At 69.4% G+C, this 18809-nt stretch carries 18 protein-coding genes and 1 pseudogene; 14 read left to right on the forward strand and 5 right to left on the reverse strand.

Annotated elements, in window-relative coordinates; translation table 11 throughout:
• Positions 1 to 15 precede the first annotated feature (15 nt).
• The 12 genes and pseudogenes from F6X51_RS16080 to F6X51_RS16135 all read left to right on the forward strand — a co-directional run bounded on the left by F6X51_RS16080 (position 16) and on the right by F6X51_RS16135 (position 12062).
• Positions 16 to 396, forward strand: coding sequence for a cupredoxin domain-containing protein (locus F6X51_RS16080; RefSeq protein ID WP_150964687.1), 381 nt, complete (start codon positions 16 to 18; stop codon positions 394 to 396).
• Between the two features lie 86 nt (positions 397 to 482).
• Positions 483 to 1208 carry a sigma-70 family RNA polymerase sigma factor gene (locus tag F6X51_RS16085; RefSeq protein WP_150964713.1) on the forward strand — a complete coding sequence of 242 codons (726 nt, stop codon included), beginning with the start codon at positions 483 to 485 and terminating at the stop codon, positions 1206 to 1208.
• The gene (locus F6X51_RS16090) at positions 1205 to 2026 is read left to right on the forward strand and encodes an anti-sigma factor family protein (protein WP_150964688.1); all 822 of its coding nucleotides are present in this window, start codon (positions 1205 to 1207) and stop codon (positions 2024 to 2026) included. Before F6X51_RS16085 ends, F6X51_RS16090 begins: the two co-directional genes overlap by 4 nt.
• Positions 2027 to 2113: 87 nt before the next feature.
• Entirely contained in the window at positions 2114 to 3751 is a 1638-nt protein-coding gene (locus F6X51_RS16095; RefSeq protein ID WP_150964689.1) for an adenylate/guanylate cyclase domain-containing protein, read from the forward strand.
• Positions 3752 to 3794: 43 nt separating this feature from the next.
• A pseudogene (locus F6X51_RS16100) lies at positions 3795 to 3931 on the forward strand (transposase); the annotation flags it as partial.
• Positions 3932 to 3948: 17 nt separating this feature from the next.
• Positions 3949 to 5082, forward strand: coding sequence for an acyl-CoA dehydrogenase family protein (locus F6X51_RS16105; RefSeq protein ID WP_246696834.1), 1134 nt, complete (start codon positions 3949 to 3951; stop codon positions 5080 to 5082).
• 349 nt (positions 5083 to 5431) lie between these two features.
• The gene (locus tag F6X51_RS16110; RefSeq protein WP_150964715.1) at positions 5432 to 6847 is read left to right on the forward strand and encodes an ABC transporter substrate-binding protein; all 1416 of its coding nucleotides are present in this window, start codon (positions 5432 to 5434) and stop codon (positions 6845 to 6847) included.
• Positions 6844 to 7716 (forward strand): ABC transporter permease, encoded by an 873-nt coding sequence (locus F6X51_RS16115; protein ID WP_150964690.1) that lies wholly within the window; start codon positions 6844 to 6846, stop codon positions 7714 to 7716. The genes F6X51_RS16110 and F6X51_RS16115 overlap by 4 nt, the downstream gene beginning before the upstream one ends.
• Positions 7713 to 8552 (forward strand): ABC transporter ATP-binding protein, encoded by an 840-nt coding sequence (locus tag F6X51_RS16120; protein ID WP_246696835.1) that lies wholly within the window; start codon positions 7713 to 7715, stop codon positions 8550 to 8552. The genes F6X51_RS16115 and F6X51_RS16120 overlap by 4 nt, the downstream gene beginning before the upstream one ends.
• Before the next feature lie 535 nt (positions 8553 to 9087).
• A complete protein-coding gene (locus tag F6X51_RS16125; protein ID WP_150964692.1) occupies positions 9088 to 10833 on the forward strand; it encodes a fumarate reductase/succinate dehydrogenase flavoprotein subunit in 1746 nt (581 codons plus the stop codon).
• Between the two features lie 27 nt (positions 10834 to 10860).
• On the forward strand, positions 10861 to 11094 hold the full coding sequence (locus tag F6X51_RS16130) for a 4Fe-4S dicluster domain-containing protein (RefSeq protein ID WP_150964693.1): 234 nt from the start codon (positions 10861 to 10863) through the stop codon (positions 11092 to 11094).
• Between the two features lie 8 nt (positions 11095 to 11102).
• Positions 11103 to 12062, forward strand: coding sequence for a HEAT repeat domain-containing protein (locus F6X51_RS16135; protein WP_150964694.1), 960 nt, complete (start codon positions 11103 to 11105; stop codon positions 12060 to 12062).
• A 138-nt stretch (positions 12063 to 12200) separates the two neighbouring features.
• Here the strand turns inward: F6X51_RS16135 and F6X51_RS16140 are convergent, their stop codons facing one another.
• Together F6X51_RS16140 and F6X51_RS16145 are read right to left on the reverse strand one after the other, a co-directional pair.
• Entirely contained in the window at positions 12201 to 12527 is a 327-nt protein-coding gene (locus F6X51_RS16140) for a DMT family transporter (RefSeq protein ID WP_150964695.1), read from the reverse strand.
• Complete coding sequence (locus F6X51_RS16145) at positions 12524 to 13186, reverse strand: FMN-dependent NADH-azoreductase (RefSeq protein WP_150964696.1); 663 nt, start codon at positions 13184 to 13186, stop codon at positions 12524 to 12526. Before F6X51_RS16145 ends, F6X51_RS16140 begins: the two co-directional genes overlap by 4 nt.
• A gap of 161 nt (positions 13187 to 13347) precedes the next feature.
• On the opposite strand from F6X51_RS16145, the gene F6X51_RS16150 reads away from it, so the two are divergent.
• On the forward strand, positions 13348 to 14268 hold the full coding sequence (locus tag F6X51_RS16150; RefSeq protein ID WP_150964697.1) for a LysR family transcriptional regulator: 921 nt from the start codon (positions 13348 to 13350) through the stop codon (positions 14266 to 14268).
• A 254-nt stretch (positions 14269 to 14522) separates the two neighbouring features.
• Here the strand turns inward: F6X51_RS16150 and F6X51_RS16155 are convergent, their stop codons facing one another.
• A complete protein-coding gene (locus F6X51_RS16155; RefSeq protein WP_150964698.1) occupies positions 14523 to 14732 on the reverse strand; it encodes a hypothetical protein in 210 nt (69 codons plus the stop codon).
• A gap of 804 nt (positions 14733 to 15536) precedes the next feature.
• Between F6X51_RS16155 and F6X51_RS16160 the strand changes: the two genes are divergently transcribed.
• The gene (locus F6X51_RS16160; protein WP_150964699.1) at positions 15537 to 16952 is read left to right on the forward strand and encodes a tyrosine-type recombinase/integrase; all 1416 of its coding nucleotides are present in this window, start codon (positions 15537 to 15539) and stop codon (positions 16950 to 16952) included.
• A gap of 346 nt (positions 16953 to 17298) precedes the next feature.
• Here the strand turns inward: F6X51_RS16160 and F6X51_RS16165 are convergent, their stop codons facing one another.
• Together F6X51_RS16165 and F6X51_RS16170 are read right to left on the reverse strand one after the other, a co-directional pair.
• The gene (locus F6X51_RS16165; RefSeq protein WP_150964700.1) at positions 17299 to 17577 is read right to left on the reverse strand and encodes a hypothetical protein; all 279 of its coding nucleotides are present in this window, start codon (positions 17575 to 17577) and stop codon (positions 17299 to 17301) included.
• Positions 17578 to 17694: 117 nt separating this feature from the next.
• The gene (locus F6X51_RS16170; RefSeq protein WP_150964701.1) at positions 17695 to 18735 is read right to left on the reverse strand and encodes an autotransporter outer membrane beta-barrel domain-containing protein; all 1041 of its coding nucleotides are present in this window, start codon (positions 18733 to 18735) and stop codon (positions 17695 to 17697) included.
• Positions 18736 to 18809 lie beyond the last annotated feature (74 nt).

Raw genomic sequence — 18809 nt, forward strand, 5'->3', positions numbered from 1 at the left:
GATCAGGACCATTCCATGTCCACACCGCACCCATTGCCGCGCCGTTCCCCCCGTTGGCTCGCCGCTGCCGTCACCGTGCCGATCCTGACACTGGCGACAGGACAGGGGGCCCTGGCATCCGAACGGACCGGTACCGATCCGGCCATCATCCGCATCGACAACTTCACCTTCGGTCCGGAGACCCTTACGGTCGCGCCGGGGACAACCGTGACTTGGGTCAACGGCGACGACATCCCGCATACGGTGGTGGCGCAGAACAAGCTCTTCCGTTCGAAGACGCTCGATACGGACGACCGCTACAGCTTCACCTTCGAAACGGCGGGCGAATACGCTTACTTCTGCTCCCTGCACCCGCACATGACCGGGAAGGTCGTGGTGACGAAGCCGACGGACTGACCCGGCAGAGCGGCGCGACAGGCGACGACGCGCGCGGGAGGAATCTCATGACGACGGGCAGGCTCAGCGTTGCTCGAACGTGGCCGATGGCGTTCTCCGCCGGTCGCACCCACGCCTGGATCGCGGCGGCCCGCGCGCACCTTGCGGTTCCACGATGCGTGCTCGTGGTGGCGGCCTCGGTTCGGACCGAACCGCTGTCCCCCGCCGCGGGAGCGGGGCGGCGACGCGACCCTGGATCGCTCAGCGCTCCCGCGCCCTCGCACGCCGGCACCGCGTTCCACGACGTCGTACTCCCGCATCTCGACGCGGCCTACAACCTCGCGCGCTTCCTCACCCGGGACGCGGACGCCGCGGACGACATCGTGCAGGAGGCGTTCCTGCGCGCCTTCCGGGCTTTCGACGGGTTCCGCGGCGGTGACCCTCGGGCGTGGCTCCTCGCGATCGTGCGAAACTGCGCGCGAAGCTGGGCGAACGAGCGCGCCAGGGTCCGGGCACTCTCGGAGCCCCTCGCGGCCGCGCGGCCTGAACGAGATGCGGAGGCCGAAGCCCTCGAGATGTCGGATCCCGACGAGGGCACGCCGGAGACCGTGCTCCTGCGCGACAGCGAGGCCAGCGTGATCCGCCGCCTGATCGCGGCGTTGCCGGAAGCCTTCCGCGAGGTCCTCGTGCTGCGCGAGTTCGATGACCTGTCCTATCGGCAGATCGCGGAGATCACCGCCACGCCGATCGGCACGGTGATGTCGCGCCTTGCCCGGGCGCGCCAGATGCTGGGCGCTGCGTGGCGCCGCCAGGATTGCGGGGACCGGCCATGACCGGCGAACCTGCAGGGCCCTGCGGCCAAGAGGCGACGTCCCTGAACGCGCTCCTCGACGGAGAGCTCGACGCGGTCAACAGCCTGCGGTGCGAGGTCCATGTCGCGCAATGCCCCGCCTGCGCCGCCGAACTCGACCGCCTGCGCGCGTTGCGCGCGCACCTCGCCCGCGACGGAGTTGCCTGGCGCGCGCCCGACGCGTTGCGCGCGCGGATCCTCGCGACCCTGGCGGACGAGGCGGGGCGTGTTGCGCGCGAGAGCGGGGCCGTGCCGGCGGTGAAGCCGGCCCCTAACCGATGGGCCGCGCGCCTGCGCGCCGCGGCGAACCGATGGAGCGGCTTGCCCGCAGGCGTCGCACTCGCCGCGAGCCTCGCGCTCGCCATCCTGGTCACGCGGCCCGACGAGGGGCCGGACCTGTCGAGCCAGCTCGTCTCGGGGCACGTGCGCTCGCTCCTGGCGGATCACCTGACCGATGTCCCGACTTCCGACCAGCACACGGTGAAACCGTGGTTTTCCGGAAAGACCGACTTCTCGCCTCCGGTCGTCGACCTCGACGATCGGGGGTTCACCCTGGTCGGCGGCCGCCTCGACTACATCGAGAACCGTGTCGTGGCTTCGCTGATCTACAGGCGGCGCAAGCACGTGATCAATCTGTTCATGTGGCCGTCCGACGGCCGGCGACCGCGGGCGTCCGCCAGGGAAGGCTACAACATCCTGGGCTGGCAGCAGGCCGGGCTGACATTCTGGGCGGTCTCCGACCTCAATGCGGTCGAGCTGAAGGAATTCCAGGACGACTTCGCAGAAGGCTCCCCGCGCTGAAGTCTCATCGGATCCTGGCTTGAGCGCCGACGCCACGTCGTGCGGTTCGGCCACGTCGAAACGTCGATCGGGAAGGTTGCGCGAGAAATGACCCTGCGTCAGGTCCGGCTTGGCACCGGACTCGTTCTGTTCGGCTACGTGCTTACGCATCTGCTCAATCACGCGCTGGGCAACATCTCGCTGGCTGCGCTGGATGCTGGCCTGGCCGTGGCCTCGGCGATCTGGCTGAACCCAGTCTGCCTTCCGGTGCTCTACATCGCTCTGACCGGCCACCTCCTGCTCGGTCTCTATGCGCTCTACGAGCGACGCTACTTCCGATGGCGAGGCTCGGACGTCGCCCAGCTGGTCCTGGGACTGGCAGTTCCGCTCCTGCTCATCAATCACATCGTCGCGACACGCATCGCCTTCAGCACCGAAGGGCTCGAGAAGGGGTACGCGCAGCAACTCTACGTCTTCTGGGTTGCCTCGCCACAGAACGGGGTGATGCAGGCTGCGCTCCTCATCCTCGCTTGGGTGCATGGATGCCTTGGATTGTTCTTCTGGTTGCGGCTGAAGCCACGGTTCTCGGCGGCTGGCCCCTGGCTGCTCGCAGGAGCCGTCCTCGTGCCGGTTCTGGCACTGCTCGGCTTCGTTCAAGGCGGTCGCAGCATTGCGGTGCTGGCGCAGGATCCGGCTTGGAGAGCGGACGCCCTCAAGCCGATCCATGTCGGTCTGCCAGAGCAGGCTGCTCGCTTGAGAACGATCCGCGATGCATTGCTGACGAGCTATGCCCTGGCGATTGCCATAGTGGTCATTGCCCGAGGCCTGCGCACGCTGACCGAGATGCGGCACGGCACGATCCGCATCAACTATCCCGGTGGGCGCGTCGTCAGGGTCCCGCGCGGCACGAGCGTTTTGGAAGCGAGCCAGCGTCACAACATCCCGCACGCCAGCGTCTGCGGCGGACGCGGGCGCTGTTCGACCTGCCGGGTCCGGGTTTGCGACGGAGATGGCGTACGCAGCCTACCCGCTCCCTCGAAGGCCGAACTGGCCGTTCTCAACCGCATCGGAGCGACTCCCGGAATTCGGCTGGCGTGCCAGTTGAAACCGATCCGCGATCTGGCCGTAACGCCTCTGTTCCCGCCGCGACGGCCGCAGGCACGGAGAGCGGAGCCCGCACAATCCAGCGAGGAGCGCTTCATCGTTGCCATGTTCGTCGACCTGCGGGGATCGACGCAACTCGCGGAGGAGCGATTGCCTTACGACACCGTGTTCATCATCAACCGGTTCCTCGGCACCGTCGGCGATGCCGTGCGAGAGGCAGGCGGATCGGTCAACCAGTTGCTGGGCGACGGGATGCTCGCACTGTTTGGATTGCAGACAGACCGAGTGTCGGGCGCCCGGCAGGCGTTGCAAGCCGTTGATTTCATCTCCGAGCATGTCGCTGGGCTGAACCGCCTGCTTGCCGCCGATCTCGGCCAGACACTGCGCTACGGCATCGGCCTGCATGCGGGCATGGCAATCGTCGGCGAGATGGGTGACCACGCCGATACTCGCTTCGCCGCACTCGGCGACACCGTCAACGTGGCGTCTCGCCTGGAGGGCATGACCAAGTCGCTGGGCTGCGTCGCACTTGTGTCGGAAGCGGTCTACGAGGCGGCACAGGTCGACGTACCGGCCCTGCAGCGGATCGTCCTCAAAGGACGATGCGCGGCATTGAAGGTGATGTTGGTCGACCAGCTCTGAACGTCCCGTCGCCGCTTTCATGATGGGGAAACGATGGTGAGGAGGTCTTTTGAGCAACAAGGCCGTCCACATCGCGCTCGGCGTGCGCGCCGGGCCCCCAGGAGAGGGCCCTCAGGAGATCCTCGGCCTGTGGCTGGAGCAGAACGAGGGAGCCAGTTCTGGCTGCGGGTCATGAACGAGCAACCTGAGGAATTCCCATGACCGCTTCCGCCACCCGCGAGATCGTCCAGACCTTCGAGACCATCGACCGCGACGCGCTCGCAGCCCTCTCGCTCGGACCCGAGCCGGGCCTCGACGTCGCGGGGATCGTGCGGACCGATCTGCAGCCTCAGGTTGGCGCGATTGACAGGGGCCTTTACCCGGAGACGGTGCTGCGCGCGCTGGGCTCGGCGGGCGCCTTCGCGCACCACGTCGACGGCTCGGCGGCGGGCCTCGTGCGGGCTGTCGACGCGATGAGCGAGGTCGCGACCGCCTGTCTCTCCACCGCCTTCTGCGTGTGGTGCCAGGACGCGTTGGTCTGGTACCTCGCCCGCAGCGAGGCAATGGGACTGGCAGGTCAGGTCGCGGCCGTCGCGAGCGGGGTTCAGCTCGGCGGAACCGGCTTGTCGAACCCGATGAAGGCCTTCTCGGGGATCGAGCCGCTGGCGCTCTCCGGCACGCGTGTGCCCGGCGGCTACCGGGTGCGGGGGCGGCTTCCCTGGGTCTCGAACCTCGCGGCCGGCCATCGCTTCGCGGCGATCTTCGCCCTTGAGGACGGCAGCCGGATCATGGCGATCCTTACCGCCGGCACCGAAGCGGTGGGTCTCGCCGCCAACACGCGCTTCGTGGCGCTGGAGGGTACCGGCACCTACACGGTGTTGATGCGCGACGCCTTCGTGCCCGATGCGGACGTGATCGCACCCGAGGCCGCGTCTTTCGTCCCGCGCATCCGCAACGGCTTCGTGCTCTTGCAGGCCGGCATGGGCCTCGGGCTCGCGCGCGGCGTCGGGACGCTGATGCGGGCGGACGGCCGCGGCCGGCAGCAGGCGGCCGCCCTGCCATTCGGGCCGGAGGCCATCGGGGAACGGGCAGCGGCGTTGCACGCGCGGATCGCATCCCTGGCGGAGCGGCACGCCAACGCGGATCGCACGACCTTCCTCGACGTCCTGCGGCTGCGCCTCGACATTTCCTGGTTGGCGCTCGAGGCGGCGCAAGCCGCGATGCTCCAGTTCGGCGCTCGCGGCTACCAAGCGGGCTCCGAGCCCTTCCGGCGCCTGCGGGAGGCGCAGTTCGTCGCACTCATCACTCCGTCCGTGAAGCACATCACCGCCGAGCTCGCGCGCGAAGCTTGAAGGACCCGTAGGCCGGCGGCAGGGTAGCGAGTGCGAGCGGCATGGGACGCAGGTCCGGGATCGGGAGATCAGCCCGCAACCCTGCGCGCCGCACCAACGCGAACCATTCCAAACATTTCGTGAAGTAGAGAATTTCATCTCCCTACTTCGGCGCAACGGAGACATATCTTTTGCATTGATCCGCCGGTACGGTTTTAGTCGCGATCTTCAGGAAAACCGCAATTAATTGCTGTTTGCGGTGCGGCTCGAGGGCGAACATTCATGCCGTCCCGATGTCGGGCGGACGCACAGTCCGGTGCCGTCCTCCTGCAGGCGGGGCCTCTTGCCCGATGACGGAGCCGCCCGCGTGATCCCCCTTCGCCGCCTCGCCGCCGCTATCCTGGCAGCCTCCGCCCTCGTGACGACGGCGCGGGCCGAGACCATCCGCGTCGCCGTGGGTACCCAGGACACGACGATCAACTGCGCGACCGGCGGCCTGCTGATCCGCGAGCTGAAGCTCCTCGAGAGGTTCCTGCCCCGGGACGGCCAGTACAAGGACGCCACCTACGACATCCAGTGGCGCAACTTCACCAGCGGCGCGCCGCTCACCAACGAGATGGTCGCCGGCAAGCTCGACCTCGGCGCGATGGCCGACTTCCCGGGCTCCCTGAACGGGGCCGCTTTCGCCAAGGCCGGCCGGCGCAGCCTGTTCCTCAGCGTGCTCTCGGGCAGCATCAAGGGCAGCGGCAACGGCGTCGTGGTGCCGGTGGCCTCGCCGGTGCAGTCCTTCGCCGAGCTGAAGGGCAAGACCATCTCGGTGCCCTTCGCCTCGACCTCCCACGGCCTGCTCCTGCGCGCCGTGAAGGCGCAGGGGTGGGATCCCGAGCGCGACGTCACCATCATCACCCAGGCGCCAGAGGTCGCGGGCTCCGCGTTGAAGGCCAACAAGATCGAGGCGCATGCCGACTTCGTGCCCTTCGCCGAGCTGTTCCCCTGGCGCGGCATCGCCCGGAAGATCTACGACGGCTCTCAGTCGAACGCGCCGACCTTTCACGGCTCCCTCGTCGACGCGGCCTACGCGGAGCGCTACCCCGAGATCGTCACCGCCTATCTGCGCGCCGCGATCGAGGCGGACAGGCTGATCGCCGCGGAGCCCGAGCGCTACGCCGAGCTGATCGAACGCGTGACGGGGATCGAGGCGGAGGTTGCCTACCTGTTCCACGGGCCGCTCGGCCTGCAGACCCGCGACATCACCTGGAAGCCAGAATATCGGCAGGCGCTGAAGACCTCGATCGAGACCCTGACGCTCCTGAAGAAGGCCGACGGCGACCTCGACGTGGACCGCTTCGTCGACGACCGCTTCGTCCGGGCGGCCGCCGCACAGGCTGGCCTCGACTACGAGGTCCGCCTGAAGGACTACGCCCAGGCGCCGTTGAAGGCCGCCGACGCCGCGACCGGCCAGCCGATCACGGATGTCTCCCGCCTCGCCCAGATCTGGGTGAAGGGCGAGGACAAGGTCCGCCACTACGCCTCGCCCGAGGCTGCGCTCACGGCGCTCGCCGCGTTGGAGCAGGGGGGCGGCAGCGCGCGGGTCGTCTACGCGCAGGACCGCCAGAGCGGCATCAAGCTGTTCGCCGCCCAGGCGTGGTACGTGCGGGACGCCGAGCGGCGGCTCGGCGCCTTCCTGCTCAAGGGCGATGCGGACACCTTCGCCAAGGCGCACGGGGGCGAGGTGCTCGATTTCGCCGCCGCCCGCGCGGGCGTGGCCCGGTTGAGCGCCCGATGAGCACCGCCGCGCTCGACGCCCCCGGCGCCGCCCTGGCGGCCCCTCCGGGCTCGGCGGAGGGCAGGCGGCTCGGGCGCGCCGCCGGGCGCTCCGCTTTGCCGCTGCGCCGCCTCGCGACCAGGGCCGGGGCGCTCGGCCTCGGCCTCCTCGCCTGGCACCTTGCCGCGAGTCATAGGCTCGATCTCGGCCCCGTCACCTTCCGCAACGTGCCGGCGCCCGCCGAGGTGGCGCGGGCGGCCTGGTCGCTCGCGCAGTCGCCGAAGCTCGGCGCCCATGTGGGCGCGAGCCTCGCACGGGTGCTCGGCGGCTTCCTGGCGGCGCTCGTCGCGGGCATCGGCCTCGGCCTCGCCATCGGCCGCTCGCGGCTGGCGGGGGACCTGCTGCTGCCGCCCCTCGAAGTGCTGCGGCCGATCCCGGCCGTGGCCTGGATCCCGCTGGCGATACTGATGTTCCCCTCCTCCGAGGCCTCGATGGTGTTCATCACCTTCACGGGCGCCCTGTTCCCGATCCTGCTCAACACCGTGCACGGCGCCGAGGCCGCGAGTCCGCGCCTCGTCGCCTCGGCCCGCAGCCTCGGCGCCGGCCGGGCCGCGATCCTGCGCGAGGTGGTGGTCCCGGCCGCCCTGCCCAGCATGGTCACGGGAGCGGCGATCGGCATGGGCACGGCCTGGTTCTGCCTCGTCACCGCCGAGATGATCTCCGGCCAGTACGGGATCGGCTACTTCACCTGGGAATCCTATACCTTGCAGAACTACGACGACATCGTCGTCGGCATGCTGCTGATCGGCCTGCTCGGGATGGGGTCGAGCGTCGCCGTGCGCGCGCTCGGTCGCCTCGCCATGCCGTGGACCCGCGGAGGCCGCGCGTGAGCGCCGCCCCGACCTCGGCCGCCGGCCGCATCGAGATCGCGGGCGCCGCGATCAGGCTCGGGACCGGCACCGCCGCCTTCGAGGTGGTGCGGGACATCGACCTCGCCATACCATCGCGCCAGTTCGTCTGCCTGCTCGGGCCGTCGGGCTGCGGGAAGTCGACGCTCCTCGGTGCGCTCGCCGGCCACCTCGGCCTCGCCCGCGGCCGCCTCGCCCTCGACGGTCAGCCCGTGGCAGGGCCGCACCCGGAGCGCGGCATCGTGTTCCAGCAGCACACGCTGCTGCCCTGGCGGCGCGTGGTCGACAACGTCGCCTTCGGCCCGAAGATGCGGGGCGTCGGCAGAACCGAGCGGCTGGCCCGGGCGCGCGACTTCCTGGCGCTGGTGGGGCTCGCGGATTTCGCCGAGCGCTATCCCGCAGAGTTGTCGGGCGGCATGCAGCAGCGGGTCGAGATCGCCCGGGTGCTCATCAACCGGCCCCGGATCCTCCTGATGGACGAGCCCTTCGGCGCCCTCGACGCGCAGACGCGGCTGATGATGCAGGAACTGCTGCTCGACATCTGGACGCGGCTGCCAACCACCGTGGTTTTCGTGACCCACGACATCGACGAGGCGCTGTTCCTCGGCGACCGGGTCCTGGTGATGTCGGCCCGTCCCGGGCGCATCCTGGAGGACATTCCCCTCGCCTTCCCGCGTCCGCGCGGGCGCGATCTCGTCACCGATCCCGACTTCGTTGCGCTGAAGCGGCGCTGTCTCGACCTCCTGCGCCCCCGGGACGGCCAATCCCCGCTGCCGCGCCTGACCCCACTCGGCCTGCCGCTGCAGGGGGCGGCCTAGCGGAGCCGTCGCCCGCGCCCGCTACTGGTCCTGGATCCTCTCGCCGCTCGGCCTCCTCACCCTGTTGAGCCTTCGTGACGACGCGGGGGCTGGTGACGCCCGTCCTCCTGCCCTCCAGGCCGGCACCGATCACGTCGTGAGTGCGCTCGCGGCCGCATGTGAGGAGGCGTCGCGGGCCGGATCGAAGGGTCCGTGAGCGTCGGGCGAACCCGCCGTGCAGCCCATCACGGCCGAGCAGGGAGGTGAGGCGGTACGGGGCCGGCCCGCATCGGGTCCGCCGGAAACTAATTGCTATCCGGCACGGGCCGCAGGGTCCCTTATCCGATCCGTCCGAACGAACAGAGGAGGGATGTTCCGATGCATGCCCGCGGGGTCTACCCCTTCGTCGACCTGCCCTTCGTCGACCTGCCCTTCGTCCACCTGCGCGACCTCGCCCGCACGAGTCCCGCGGCGGAGCGGACGTCCCGGGCGGCCTGAGCCCGGCCTCATCCATCCGTGCGCGGGCCGCCCGCGCCCATTCCGCACGAGGGCCCGCATGAGCGCCACCGAACCCAAGACCGAGATCATCGAGGCCGACATCCTGGTGATCGGCGGCGGCACCGGCGGCCCGATGGCCGCGATCAGGGCCAAGGAAGCCGACCCGAAGCTCCGCGTCGTCCTGATGGAGAAGGCGAACGTGAAGCGCTCGGGCGCGATCAGCATGGGCATGGACGGGCTCAACAACGCCGTCGTGCCGGGCTACGCCACCCCGGAGCAGTACGTGAAGGAGATCACGGTCGCCAATGACGGCATCGTCAACCAGAAGGCCGTGATGGCCTACGCGCAGGGCTCGTTCCCGATGATCCAGTACCTCGACAAGCTCGGGGTCAAGTTCGAGAAGGACGGCTCCGGCGAATACAACATGCGCAAGGTCCACCACATGGGGACCTACGTGCTGCCGATGCCCGAAGGCCACAACGTCAAGAAGGTGCTCTATCGACAGCTGCGGCGGCTGCAGGTCGGCGTCACCAACCGCTACATGGCGACCCGCCTGCTGAAAGGTCCGGACGGGCGCATCGCCGGCGCCGTCGGGGTGAATACGCGCACCTCCGAGTTCCTGGTGGTGAAGGCCAAGGCGGTGGTGCTGGCCTGCGGCGCCGCCGGGCGCCTCGGGCTGCCGGCCTCCGGCTACCTGTTCGGCACCTACGAGAACGCGGCCAATTGTGGCGACGGTTACGCCATGGCCTACCACGCGGGCGCCGAGCTCGCGAACCTCGAATGCTATCAGATCAACCCGCTGATCAAGGACTATAACGGCCCCTCCTGCGCCTACGTCACCGGACCATTCGGCGGATACACGGCCAACAACCGCGGCGAGCGCTTCATCGAGTGCGACTACTGGTCGGGCCAGATGATGCTCGAGTTCTGGCGCGAATTGCAGAGCGGAAACGGCCCGGTCTTCCTCAAGATGGACCACCTGCGCGAGGAGACGATCTCGGACATCGAGACCATCCTGCACACCAACGAGCGCCCCTCGCGTGGAAGATTTCATGAACGACGCGGCAACAATTACCGCAGGCGGCCGGTCGAGATGCACATCTCCGAGATCGGCTTCTGCTCCGGCCATTCGGCCTCGGGCGTCTGGGTCGACGAGCACGCCCGCACCACGATCCCGGGCCTCTACGCGGTCGGCGACATGGCGAGCGTGCCCCACAACTACATGTTGGGCGCCTTCGTGAACGGCGGCATCGCGGGCGCGGACGCCGCCGCCCGTTGCGCGGCCACGAGCCTCGCCGACTACGACGACGGCGACCTCGCCGCCGAGCAGGAGCGGGTGCTGGCCCCCACCCGGCGCCAGGACGGGCTCACCCCGCACGAGATGGAGTTCAAGACCCGCCGCCTCGTCAACGATTACCTCGAGCCGCCGAAGGTGACGGCCAAGATGGAGCTCGGCCAGCGCCGCTTCGCGGAGATCCGCCAGGATCTCGACCACCTCTGCGCCCGCGACCCGCACGAGCTGCTCCGGGCGCTGGAGATGCAGACGATCCTCGACTGCGCCGACATGGCGGCGGCGGCCTCGCTCTACCGCACCGAGAGCCGCTGGGGCTTCTACCACCTGCGCACCGACCACCCCGAGACCGACGACGCCAACTGGAACTGCCACACCGTGCTGTTCAAGGACGGGCAGGGCCGGATGGCCCACGCCAAGCGCGCCGTCGACCCCTTCATCGTGCCGGTCGCCGAGGCGGAGATGAGCGCCTACCACCGGCTTCGCATCAAGACGCCGGCCGCTGCCGAGTAGCGCGTCTGGACATCCGGAGACATTCGCATGCCGATCATCACACAGGCCAAGAGCGCCGCGGTCGTCGTCGACGACGAGAAATGCATCGCCGAGAAGGGCTGCCGCGTCTGCGTCGACGTCTGCCCGCTCGACATCCTGGCGATCGATGAGGACCGGCAGAAGGCCTACATGAAGTACGACGAGTGCTGGTACTGCATGCCCTGCGAGGTCGATTGCCCGACGAACGCCGTCACGGTCAACATTCCCTACCTGCTGCGCTGAGGCCGCCCATGCCCGTGTTCGACACCTTCGACGACGATCCTGGCGACCTGTCCGAGCGCTGCGCCGATCCCGATCCCGGCATCCGCCGCGTGGCCATGATGGAGCTCGCCGAAGCCGTCGGCCCGGAGGCTAAGGTCCTGCTCCTCAAGGGCCTCGCCGACGACGATGCCACCGTGCGGGCCGCGGCCGCGAAGGCGCTCGACGAGCATGACGGGCCGGACGTGGTCGAGGGCCTGGTGCGCACGCTGGAGGACGCCGACGCGGCGGTGCGCCGCATCGCCGCCGACACGCTCGCCGAGAAGAAGGAGCCCGCCTGCGGTCCGCTGCTCATCGCGCGCGCGGCCCATGCCGACCCCTTCGTGCAGGCCGCCGCGCTGCGGGCCTTGCGCGAACTGGTGCTCCCCGACGCGCTCGCCGCGGCGCTCGAGGCCCTGCGCAGCCCCGTACCCGAGGTACGCCGCGAGGGACTCGGCGTCGTCGGCTACCTCAAGGCGGAGGCGGCCCTTCCCGCCCTCATCGCGACCGCTGGCGATCCTGATGCGGGCGTGCGCCGGGCCACCATGGCGGCCCTCGTCTTCCTGCGTCCGGGCGGCCCGGGTGTCGCAACGCTGATCGCCGGCCTCCATGACGAGAACTGGCAGGTGCGCGAGGAGGCCGCAATCTCCTCGGCCAAGATCCGCCTGCCCGAGGCGATCGACGCCCTGATCGCCCGCATGGACGATCCGGTCTGGCAGGTGCGCATCAAGGCGGCGAACGCGCTCGGCCGCATCAAGGCTCCGGACGCTGTCGCGGTGCTCGGCCGCGCCCTCGGATCGGAGATCGGAAACCTCCGCAAGGAAGCGGCGGCGGCGCTCGGCGAGATCGCCGATCCGCGGGCGCTGCCCGCCCTCGAAGCGGATTACGACGATCCCGACCCGGACGTGCGCAAGCTCGTGCGCTGGGCGATCGGCCGTTGCCGCGGACCATGAGCGGGGAACCTCGGACGCACCCCGTCGTCGGGCGACGAGCGCCACAAGCCGCGGAGAACCGGAGGTCCGCTTTTGGGCGAGGACCCAGGGCCCGCCGCGGGCGCCGGGCGGGATTGGCAAGGCGTTGGTTCCGCTTCGTCAGCTCGCGACCTTGAGGCCGATGATGCCCACGACCGTCACAACGACGAACAGGAGCCGGATCGCGTCGGCTGGCTCACCGAACAGGAGGATGCCGGCCCCGACGCTGCCGACCGCACCGATCCCGGTCCAGACGGCGTAGGCCGTGCCCACCGGCAGCACCTGGAGCGCCTTCGTCAGAAGCCCGACGAAGAGCGCCAGGAGCAGAAGCGACATCAGCGTCCAGCCGGCATCCCTGAAGCCATCCGCCTTCTTGGTCGCGAGTGCCCAGGCGACATCGACGACCCCGGACGCGACCAGCATGATCCAGCCCCAGCCCGTGCTCATGCGCCCGCTCCCGCGCCGCCGCGTGCCGAGCGCCGCAGGCACTCCTCCGCAAGCTGCCGCAGGCGCTCCTCCGCAAGCTCGGCGGCAACCTCGGCTCCGGGGCCGATCGTCGGCCCGACCGGAACGATGGTCAGATCGGTCAGTCCGATGAAGCCGAGGGCGGCCCTGAGATAGGGCGTCGCGAGATCGGGCCGGCCGCGGCTCTCGCCCGTCGCGTAGTCGCCCGCGCTCGCCACGATCGCGATCGCCGGCCGTGGCCGCAACAGGGGCGCGTAGCCCGTTGCGCTGTCGAACGCGAAGGACAGGCCCGGCTGCGTGATCAGGTCGATCCAGTGCTTGAGCCGGTAGGGGATCGAGAAGTTCCACATCGGCGTGGAGAGGAGAAGGCAATCGGCCCTGTCGAGGCGCTCCACCATCGCCGCGATCCTTGCCCAGGCGGTCGCCTCCGGTCCATCGTGGCTGCGCCCGGCCAGGCGGGCATACTTGGCCATGAGAGCGGCGCCGTCGAACGGCGGCAGATCGGTCTGCCACAGATCGAGATGATCGACCGAGAGGGACGGGCCGGCCGCCTGCAGGGCCTCGATGAAGCGGCGGGCGGCCTGCGTGGAGCGCGAGGCCTCACCCCGCGGCGAGCCCTCGACATGCAGGAGCGTCGTCATCGGCGGCGGCCCTCCGGATCGAAGGTTGGGAGGCTCGCAATGCCCGACAGCGCACGGGTGTCCGGGGTTTCGATCATCGGTGTCAGCGCCCTTGGCCCGGGGCTTCGCGGCCCCGCCCTTCCGACGTAGGCTGTGCGCGGCGCCACCGGGAGTCGGCTATTTTGCCAAGTTCATCTGCGGAAACGCACAGGGGTGACTGGGATGATCTACGGATCGTCCTGGCCGTGGCCCGGGCTGGCTCCCTGTCTGCCGCCGCGCGGTCCCTGGGGGTCAACCACACGACCGTGCTGCGTCGCTTGAGCGCCTACGAGGCCCGGCTCGGCGTGCGCCTGTTCGAGCGGCTTCCCTCAGGCTACCTGCCAACCGCGGTCGGCGACGCGATGGTTAGCGACCTCGCGGTCATCGACAGCGCGATCCATGACGTGGTGCGCCGTGCGGCCGGGCACGACCGCCAACTCACGGGTCCGGTGCGCCTCTCGACGACGGACACGCTGATGGCCTCCATCCTGCCCGGCGCGCTCGCAGCGGTGCGGGCGGCCCATCCGGGTATCAGGCTCGAGGTGTCCACGGCGAACGACTTCGCGGTCCTGACGCGCCGCGAGGCGGACATCGCCCTGCGGCCCACGTCATCGCCACCCGAGGGGCTGATCGGCCGCCGCCTGAGGTCCGTGACCTATGCCGCCTACGCGGCACCCGCCTACGTGGCAGACCAGCCGACCGACACACCGCTTCCCGAGCATCGATGGCTCGGGCTCGATGCCTCCCTGCGCGAGACGAGCGCCGCCCGCTGGTTGCGCGAGCATCTGCCCGGCGTCGAGCCCGCGGCCCGGGCGGACTCGTTCGTCGCCCTGCGCGAACTCGTGTCTGCGGGCCTCGGTGTCGCGATCCTGCCCACCTATCTCGGCGATGCGTCCGTCGCGCTGGTCCGCCTACCAGGGACGGCTGATCTCGACCTCGGCGCCGCCCTGTGGCTGCTGACGCACGAGGATCTGCGCCGGGTCGCGCGCATCGACGCCGTCGTCACCGTGTTGGCCGCAGCCCTGACGCATCGCGCGCCCTCGCGACGAACCGCGAAGGCCTGAGGGCGGCTCGCGGGACGAACGCGGCGCCGAACCCGCATCACGCGACAGCCTGCAGCCGGCGCGTCGCCGAACGGCCGGCGGGCGAAGTCTTGACCGATTGCCGACCTCGCGCGGGGCCATTTCGAAAGTCTGCTCTGCAGCTTGAAGCAGACGCTTCGCGGGCGGCCATAATTCCAGCAGATTGTGACACAAATTCGGGGACAGGGAGAGCACGTCCCGCCGAGTCCTGGCCTCGCACGCGCGGAGCGTCGTCGTCAGCGCACCCCAGCATCATCCCGCGAACACGACCCCCCGAACGCCTCCGGGATGCCGGCCGCGGAGAAGGCCTCGACCAGACGGCCGCGGCTCTCCCCGCTGAAGGACGAGGCATCCGTCTCGGAGCCGTGCAGCATCAGGGATACCCGCTCCGCGTTCGCCTCGGCGATCGGCGAGCCGGCGAAGGTCGCCGGTTCCAAGCGGTGCATGTCGGAGTCCGCGCCCATCACGGTCCGGAGGACCGCATCGGCGAAGGGCCGCGCGGAATTGCGGATGCCGAAGCGGGCCCGTGCGTCCGGATGCGGCACCGCCAGGCACCGGTGCGAACCAAGTCGATCGTGTCGGAAAGCACGAGCAGCCCCGTAGTGCCGGCGGTCGAGAGCGGCGTCGTCGCATGCGACGAGCCCGGGCTCGGCCGCACGAAACCGAGAGAGTCGGTGCCTCGCAGGTTCGCATGTTCCAGCCGAGATCGGCGCTCTTCCGAATGGCGCCTCTGCCTCCTGGCGTGAACCGCCGACCGGAAGGAGCGGTTGCAAGCGGATGGCGGGGGGCTGTGCCGCGTGTTAGACTTCTTCGCGCTCCGAAATTCGAAGCTGTCGATCAGGAAGCTTGGCCGCCACATCCCATAGGTCACGCGCATTCCGACCGCCTGCGTGGATCGAGCTTGCGATCGACAGGCACCGAACCCGGGAACGGGCGCAAGGCGGGAAGGTGCGAGGCGAACCGCGCTCGCCGAACGAGTGGGCTCCGGGGGCGGATTTGTGACGCCTCGCAGCCGAGGCCCGGGGAGAAAATCGACCCGGGTTTGGGGAGTTCCGGGGAGATCGATCGGGAAGCGGTCTGTTAACTCCCTGCCATCAATCAATTTTCCGGGCCGAAAAATTGGTGGTGGAGCTGAGGGGATTCGAACCCCCTTCAGCCTAAGTCACTGTCTTTCAATAATCTCCTTGTAGAGAGCGGGTTTGCGGGTATCATCCTGGGGTACGCATACGGGTACGCAGCGGGGACTCGACATGCCCAGGAATTCCCGGAACGACACGCGCTGGCTGGAGCGCCATCACGGCAGCTGGCGGGTGACGGTCGCTGTCCCGCGCGAGCTCCACAAGAGCTTGGGCACGCGGCTGAAGAAGGCCCTCGACACGGACTCCCTCAGCCTGGCGAACCGGCTCAAGTTCAAGGTCGTCGCCGACCTGAAGGAGCGGATCGAGCTGGAGCGCGAGGCGGCGCAGGGCAGCCCGAGAGGCATCATGCGTGAGGCCACGAAGATCGCCGAGCTGTCTAGGCGTGTGACCTGCGACGAGGAACGGGACGAACTCCAGGCCGCGATCCGGGAGCGGGCGGCGGAGATCGTCGGGCCCGAGGCACGTGAGATTGTCGACCCGCGCACGGGCGAGGCCTTTCCGCTGCCTGATCCTGGCAGGGCCAGCCTCGCGGCCGACTTCGTGGCCGTCGCGAACGGACGGGCCACGCCGCTCGCCACGCACCATGCCGAGTTCATCGGGCAGGCTGGCAACACGATGCGCACCCGGGCGGACGACGTTCGGGCGATCCAGTACCTCACCGAGTGGTGCCGGCGCGAGCGCCTGCCGGCGACCCTGGAGGCGGTCACCCCGGCGGTTGCGCTGCGGTTCAAGCGGGCGCTGGGCGAGCTCGCGGGCGGGATCGAGCCGGCGACGCAGAAGAAGTACCTGAACCGCCTGTCGGTGTACTGGACCTACCTCGCCGAGAACGAGTTCGTCGCGGCGAACGTGTGGGCCGGCCTGAAGCTGAAGCGGAAGAAGGTCGACCCTCGGGAGGAAGAGCGCGCCTTCACGGACGACGAGGTGCGTCGCCTGATGGAGGGGCCCGCGCCCCCGAAGCTGCGGGACGTCATGGCGATCGGCGCGCTCACCGGCGCGCGGCTCGACGCCATCGTCGACCTGAAGGTCAAGCACTGCATCGACGGGGCCTTCACGTTCAAGCCCCAGAAGAAGGAGCGGTCCGAGCGCGACGTGCCGATCCACCCAGCCCTTGTCGAGCTCGTCGCCAACCGGTCGGCCGGCAAGGCACCGGATGACGACCTTTTCCCGGAGTGGCCTAAGCCACGCAAGGCCGGCTCGCTCCGCGAGCGCTCGTTCAAGACCTCCAACGCCTTCACGGCCTACAGGCGGTTTGTTGGGGTCGATCACGTGCTGCCGGGCAAGCGACGCTCCCTGGTCAACTTCCACAGCTTCCGCCGATGGTTCATCACCAAGGCGGAGCAGGCCGACGTTCCCGAGCCGCTGATCGCGGCGATCGTGGGCCACAAGCGCACCGGCATCACCCTCGGTCGCTATTCCCAAGGCCCGGCAATGAGACAGGCGCGTCGGGCCGTCGGCAAGGTCAAGCTTCCCCCGCTCGATGGGTTGCCCGTGCGGGAAGTCCGGAGCCTGCGGCCGGCATCGCGTTGATGAATAGGTCCCCACTGCCGGGGCGACCTCGGCGGCGCGCGTGACCTGAGGCGCGCCCGCTGCCCGAGCACGCCTCCGGGCGGCGTGACGTCCGAAGCCGACCCGGCCAGTCATGAACGGGAAACGTATTGGGGAGGACGACGTCGAGCTCCGACGTCCATGGCCGTAATGATCGGTCCGCGGGAGCGCATGGTCAGACCCGTCCGAGTACCGCTTCCCAAGATCGGCCAGCCGACGCTTCGCGTGCCAAGTCCGCCAGCGCGAGCCGATGGTGCGGACGGTTTGCCCTCGAGGGACCTCCATGCGTTCGCTTCGGCCTTGAACCGCTTCCTGCACGGTCGCGCTGTCACCGGCGAGCGGAACGTTGGGAGCCCGCCGTTTCCTGGACGATGGCCAGGCAACGTTGCCGAGCCCGTGGGTCGCCGATCTGTATGAAGGCCCGTAGCAGCTCTGCTGCTTCGAGAAAGCTCACCTCGCCAAAGCGGTCTTCGGCCGATGACGATGTCCCAGCGATCAGGGCCGTCGGCATCCCCAACGCTGCGGCTATCTGGTCAAGCGACCGTTGAGCTGCTGCGGGGAATCCGGCGTTCGACCGCTTCCTTTGCTTCTCTTCGTGATCGGCCACGTCGTGTAGCTCCCTCGGGTCTTCAGGATCCGAACTCGTGGCCGATCTTCGAGCCAGTGCAAACGGCCCGGCAGGCCGCACCGGGCCGAGATGGGCATGCTCGGTACATGGTTGTGTTCAGAAGCGGTAGCGCAGTCCGGCGCTGACCACGTGGTCGTCACCTCCTGACCGGGCGAAGCTCGTCGAGCCGGCAACCACCCCGCTCAATGCGTTGCCCAAATCGACGTCGAAGCCGCCGGCCACGCGGCCGTACACGCCGTCCCCCACACGACCGGCCTGCGTGCGGATCAGCAGGGCTGGCGCATAGGTCTGGAACGAGCCGACCGTCCGCACGCCGTCCAGGAAATCGTGCTGCGCGGTGAGGTTGAGGAAGGGACTCAGCAGGCCGCCGAAGGCCGGCAGCGCGGTCCGGATCTGAACGCCGCCGCCGGCCGTCAGCCCCTCCAGGTTCTGGCTGCGGACGCCCAGCGTCAGGAGCGGGTCGCCACTCTCGCGGTAGGCGTTCACGTGCACGTTGGCGTAGGCGACCTCGCCGACGGGACCGGCCTTGAAGGTGCCGAATTCGAACAGGTAGCCGACGCGGGCCGAGGCGGTGAACGTGTCGCCGCCGGGCGCGGCGCTGAGCCGGTCGTTGAGCACGCCCGGCCGGTCGACCCGGTAGTCGTTGCCGCCGTAGGTGAAGGCGGCATCGGCGAAGAAGTTCGGAAACGACAGCGAGGCGAAGCCGGCGCCCTGGAAGCTGTCGAGATCGATCCGGGCATTCGTCGTGCCGCGAAGGTCGACGCTCGTGCTCAGGTAGTTGAAGGCCGCGCCCAGCACGAGGTTCGGGGTGGCTTGGTACATCAGGCCGGCCGTCACGCCGCCGAAGTCGGCGCCGTACGTGTTGCCGATGCTGCCGGCAGCGCGGTTCTGGGTCGTCCGGTCGAGGGCGGCGTAGGTGCCGAGCGCGAATACGGAGAGCGGGCTGCCGACCTGGACCGGTATGGTCGTCGGGGCCGCCGTGCGGCCCGGCAGGTCGTCCGGGACGGACATCGCCATGTTGTGGCGACGCTCGGCGCTCAAAAAGTCGATGAGGGTGGACGAGAAGGCCAGACCGGCGGCCTGGCCGAGGTCGGCCTGCGGGCCAATCGTCAGCGGCGCGTTGAGCTGGTTGGCCACGAAGGCTGTCAAAAAGCTTTGGAACGGGACCCCGGATCGGCGTGCAATTGGGACCCCTTCGCAAGCTGGGTACG

Origin of the sequence: Methylobacterium planeticum, from assembly GCF_008806345.1 — a bacterium.
Taxonomy (GTDB): Bacteria; Pseudomonadota; Alphaproteobacteria; order Rhizobiales; family Beijerinckiaceae; genus Methylobacterium; species Methylobacterium planeticum.

Excerpts from the sequence above, each read along its gene's own strand:
- F6X51_RS16105 (WP_246696834.1), top strand. The coding sequence starts at position 3,949 with ATGACCGCTTCCGCCACCCGCGAGATCGTCCAGACCTTCGAGACCATC.
- F6X51_RS16130 (WP_150964693.1), top strand. The coding sequence starts at position 10,861 with ATGCCGATCATCACACAGGCCAAGAGCGCCGCGGTCGTCGTCGACGAC.
- F6X51_RS16080 (WP_150964687.1), top strand. The coding sequence starts at position 16 with ATGTCCACACCGCACCCATTGCCGCGCCGTTCCCCCCGTTGGCTCGCC.
- F6X51_RS16095 (WP_150964689.1), top strand. The coding sequence starts at position 2,114 with ATGACCCTGCGTCAGGTCCGGCTTGGCACCGGACTCGTTCTGTTCGGC.
- F6X51_RS16155 (WP_150964698.1), bottom strand. The coding sequence starts at position 14,732 with ATGCACCGCTTGGAACCGGCGACCTTCGCCGGCTCGCCGATCGCCGAG.
- F6X51_RS16085 (WP_150964713.1), top strand. The coding sequence starts at position 483 with ATGGCGTTCTCCGCCGGTCGCACCCACGCCTGGATCGCGGCGGCCCGC.
- F6X51_RS16140 (WP_150964695.1), bottom strand. The coding sequence starts at position 12,527 with ATGAGCACGGGCTGGGGCTGGATCATGCTGGTCGCGTCCGGGGTCGTC.
- F6X51_RS16115 (WP_150964690.1), top strand. The coding sequence starts at position 6,844 with ATGAGCACCGCCGCGCTCGACGCCCCCGGCGCCGCCCTGGCGGCCCCT.
- F6X51_RS16135 (WP_150964694.1), top strand. The coding sequence starts at position 11,103 with ATGCCCGTGTTCGACACCTTCGACGACGATCCTGGCGACCTGTCCGAG.
- F6X51_RS16125 (WP_150964692.1), top strand. The coding sequence starts at position 9,088 with ATGAGCGCCACCGAACCCAAGACCGAGATCATCGAGGCCGACATCCTG.
- F6X51_RS16160 (WP_150964699.1), top strand. The coding sequence starts at position 15,537 with ATGCCCAGGAATTCCCGGAACGACACGCGCTGGCTGGAGCGCCATCAC.
- F6X51_RS16090 (WP_150964688.1), top strand. The coding sequence starts at position 1,205 with ATGACCGGCGAACCTGCAGGGCCCTGCGGCCAAGAGGCGACGTCCCTG.
- F6X51_RS16145 (WP_150964696.1), bottom strand. The coding sequence starts at position 13,186 with ATGACGACGCTCCTGCATGTCGAGGGCTCGCCGCGGGGTGAGGCCTCG.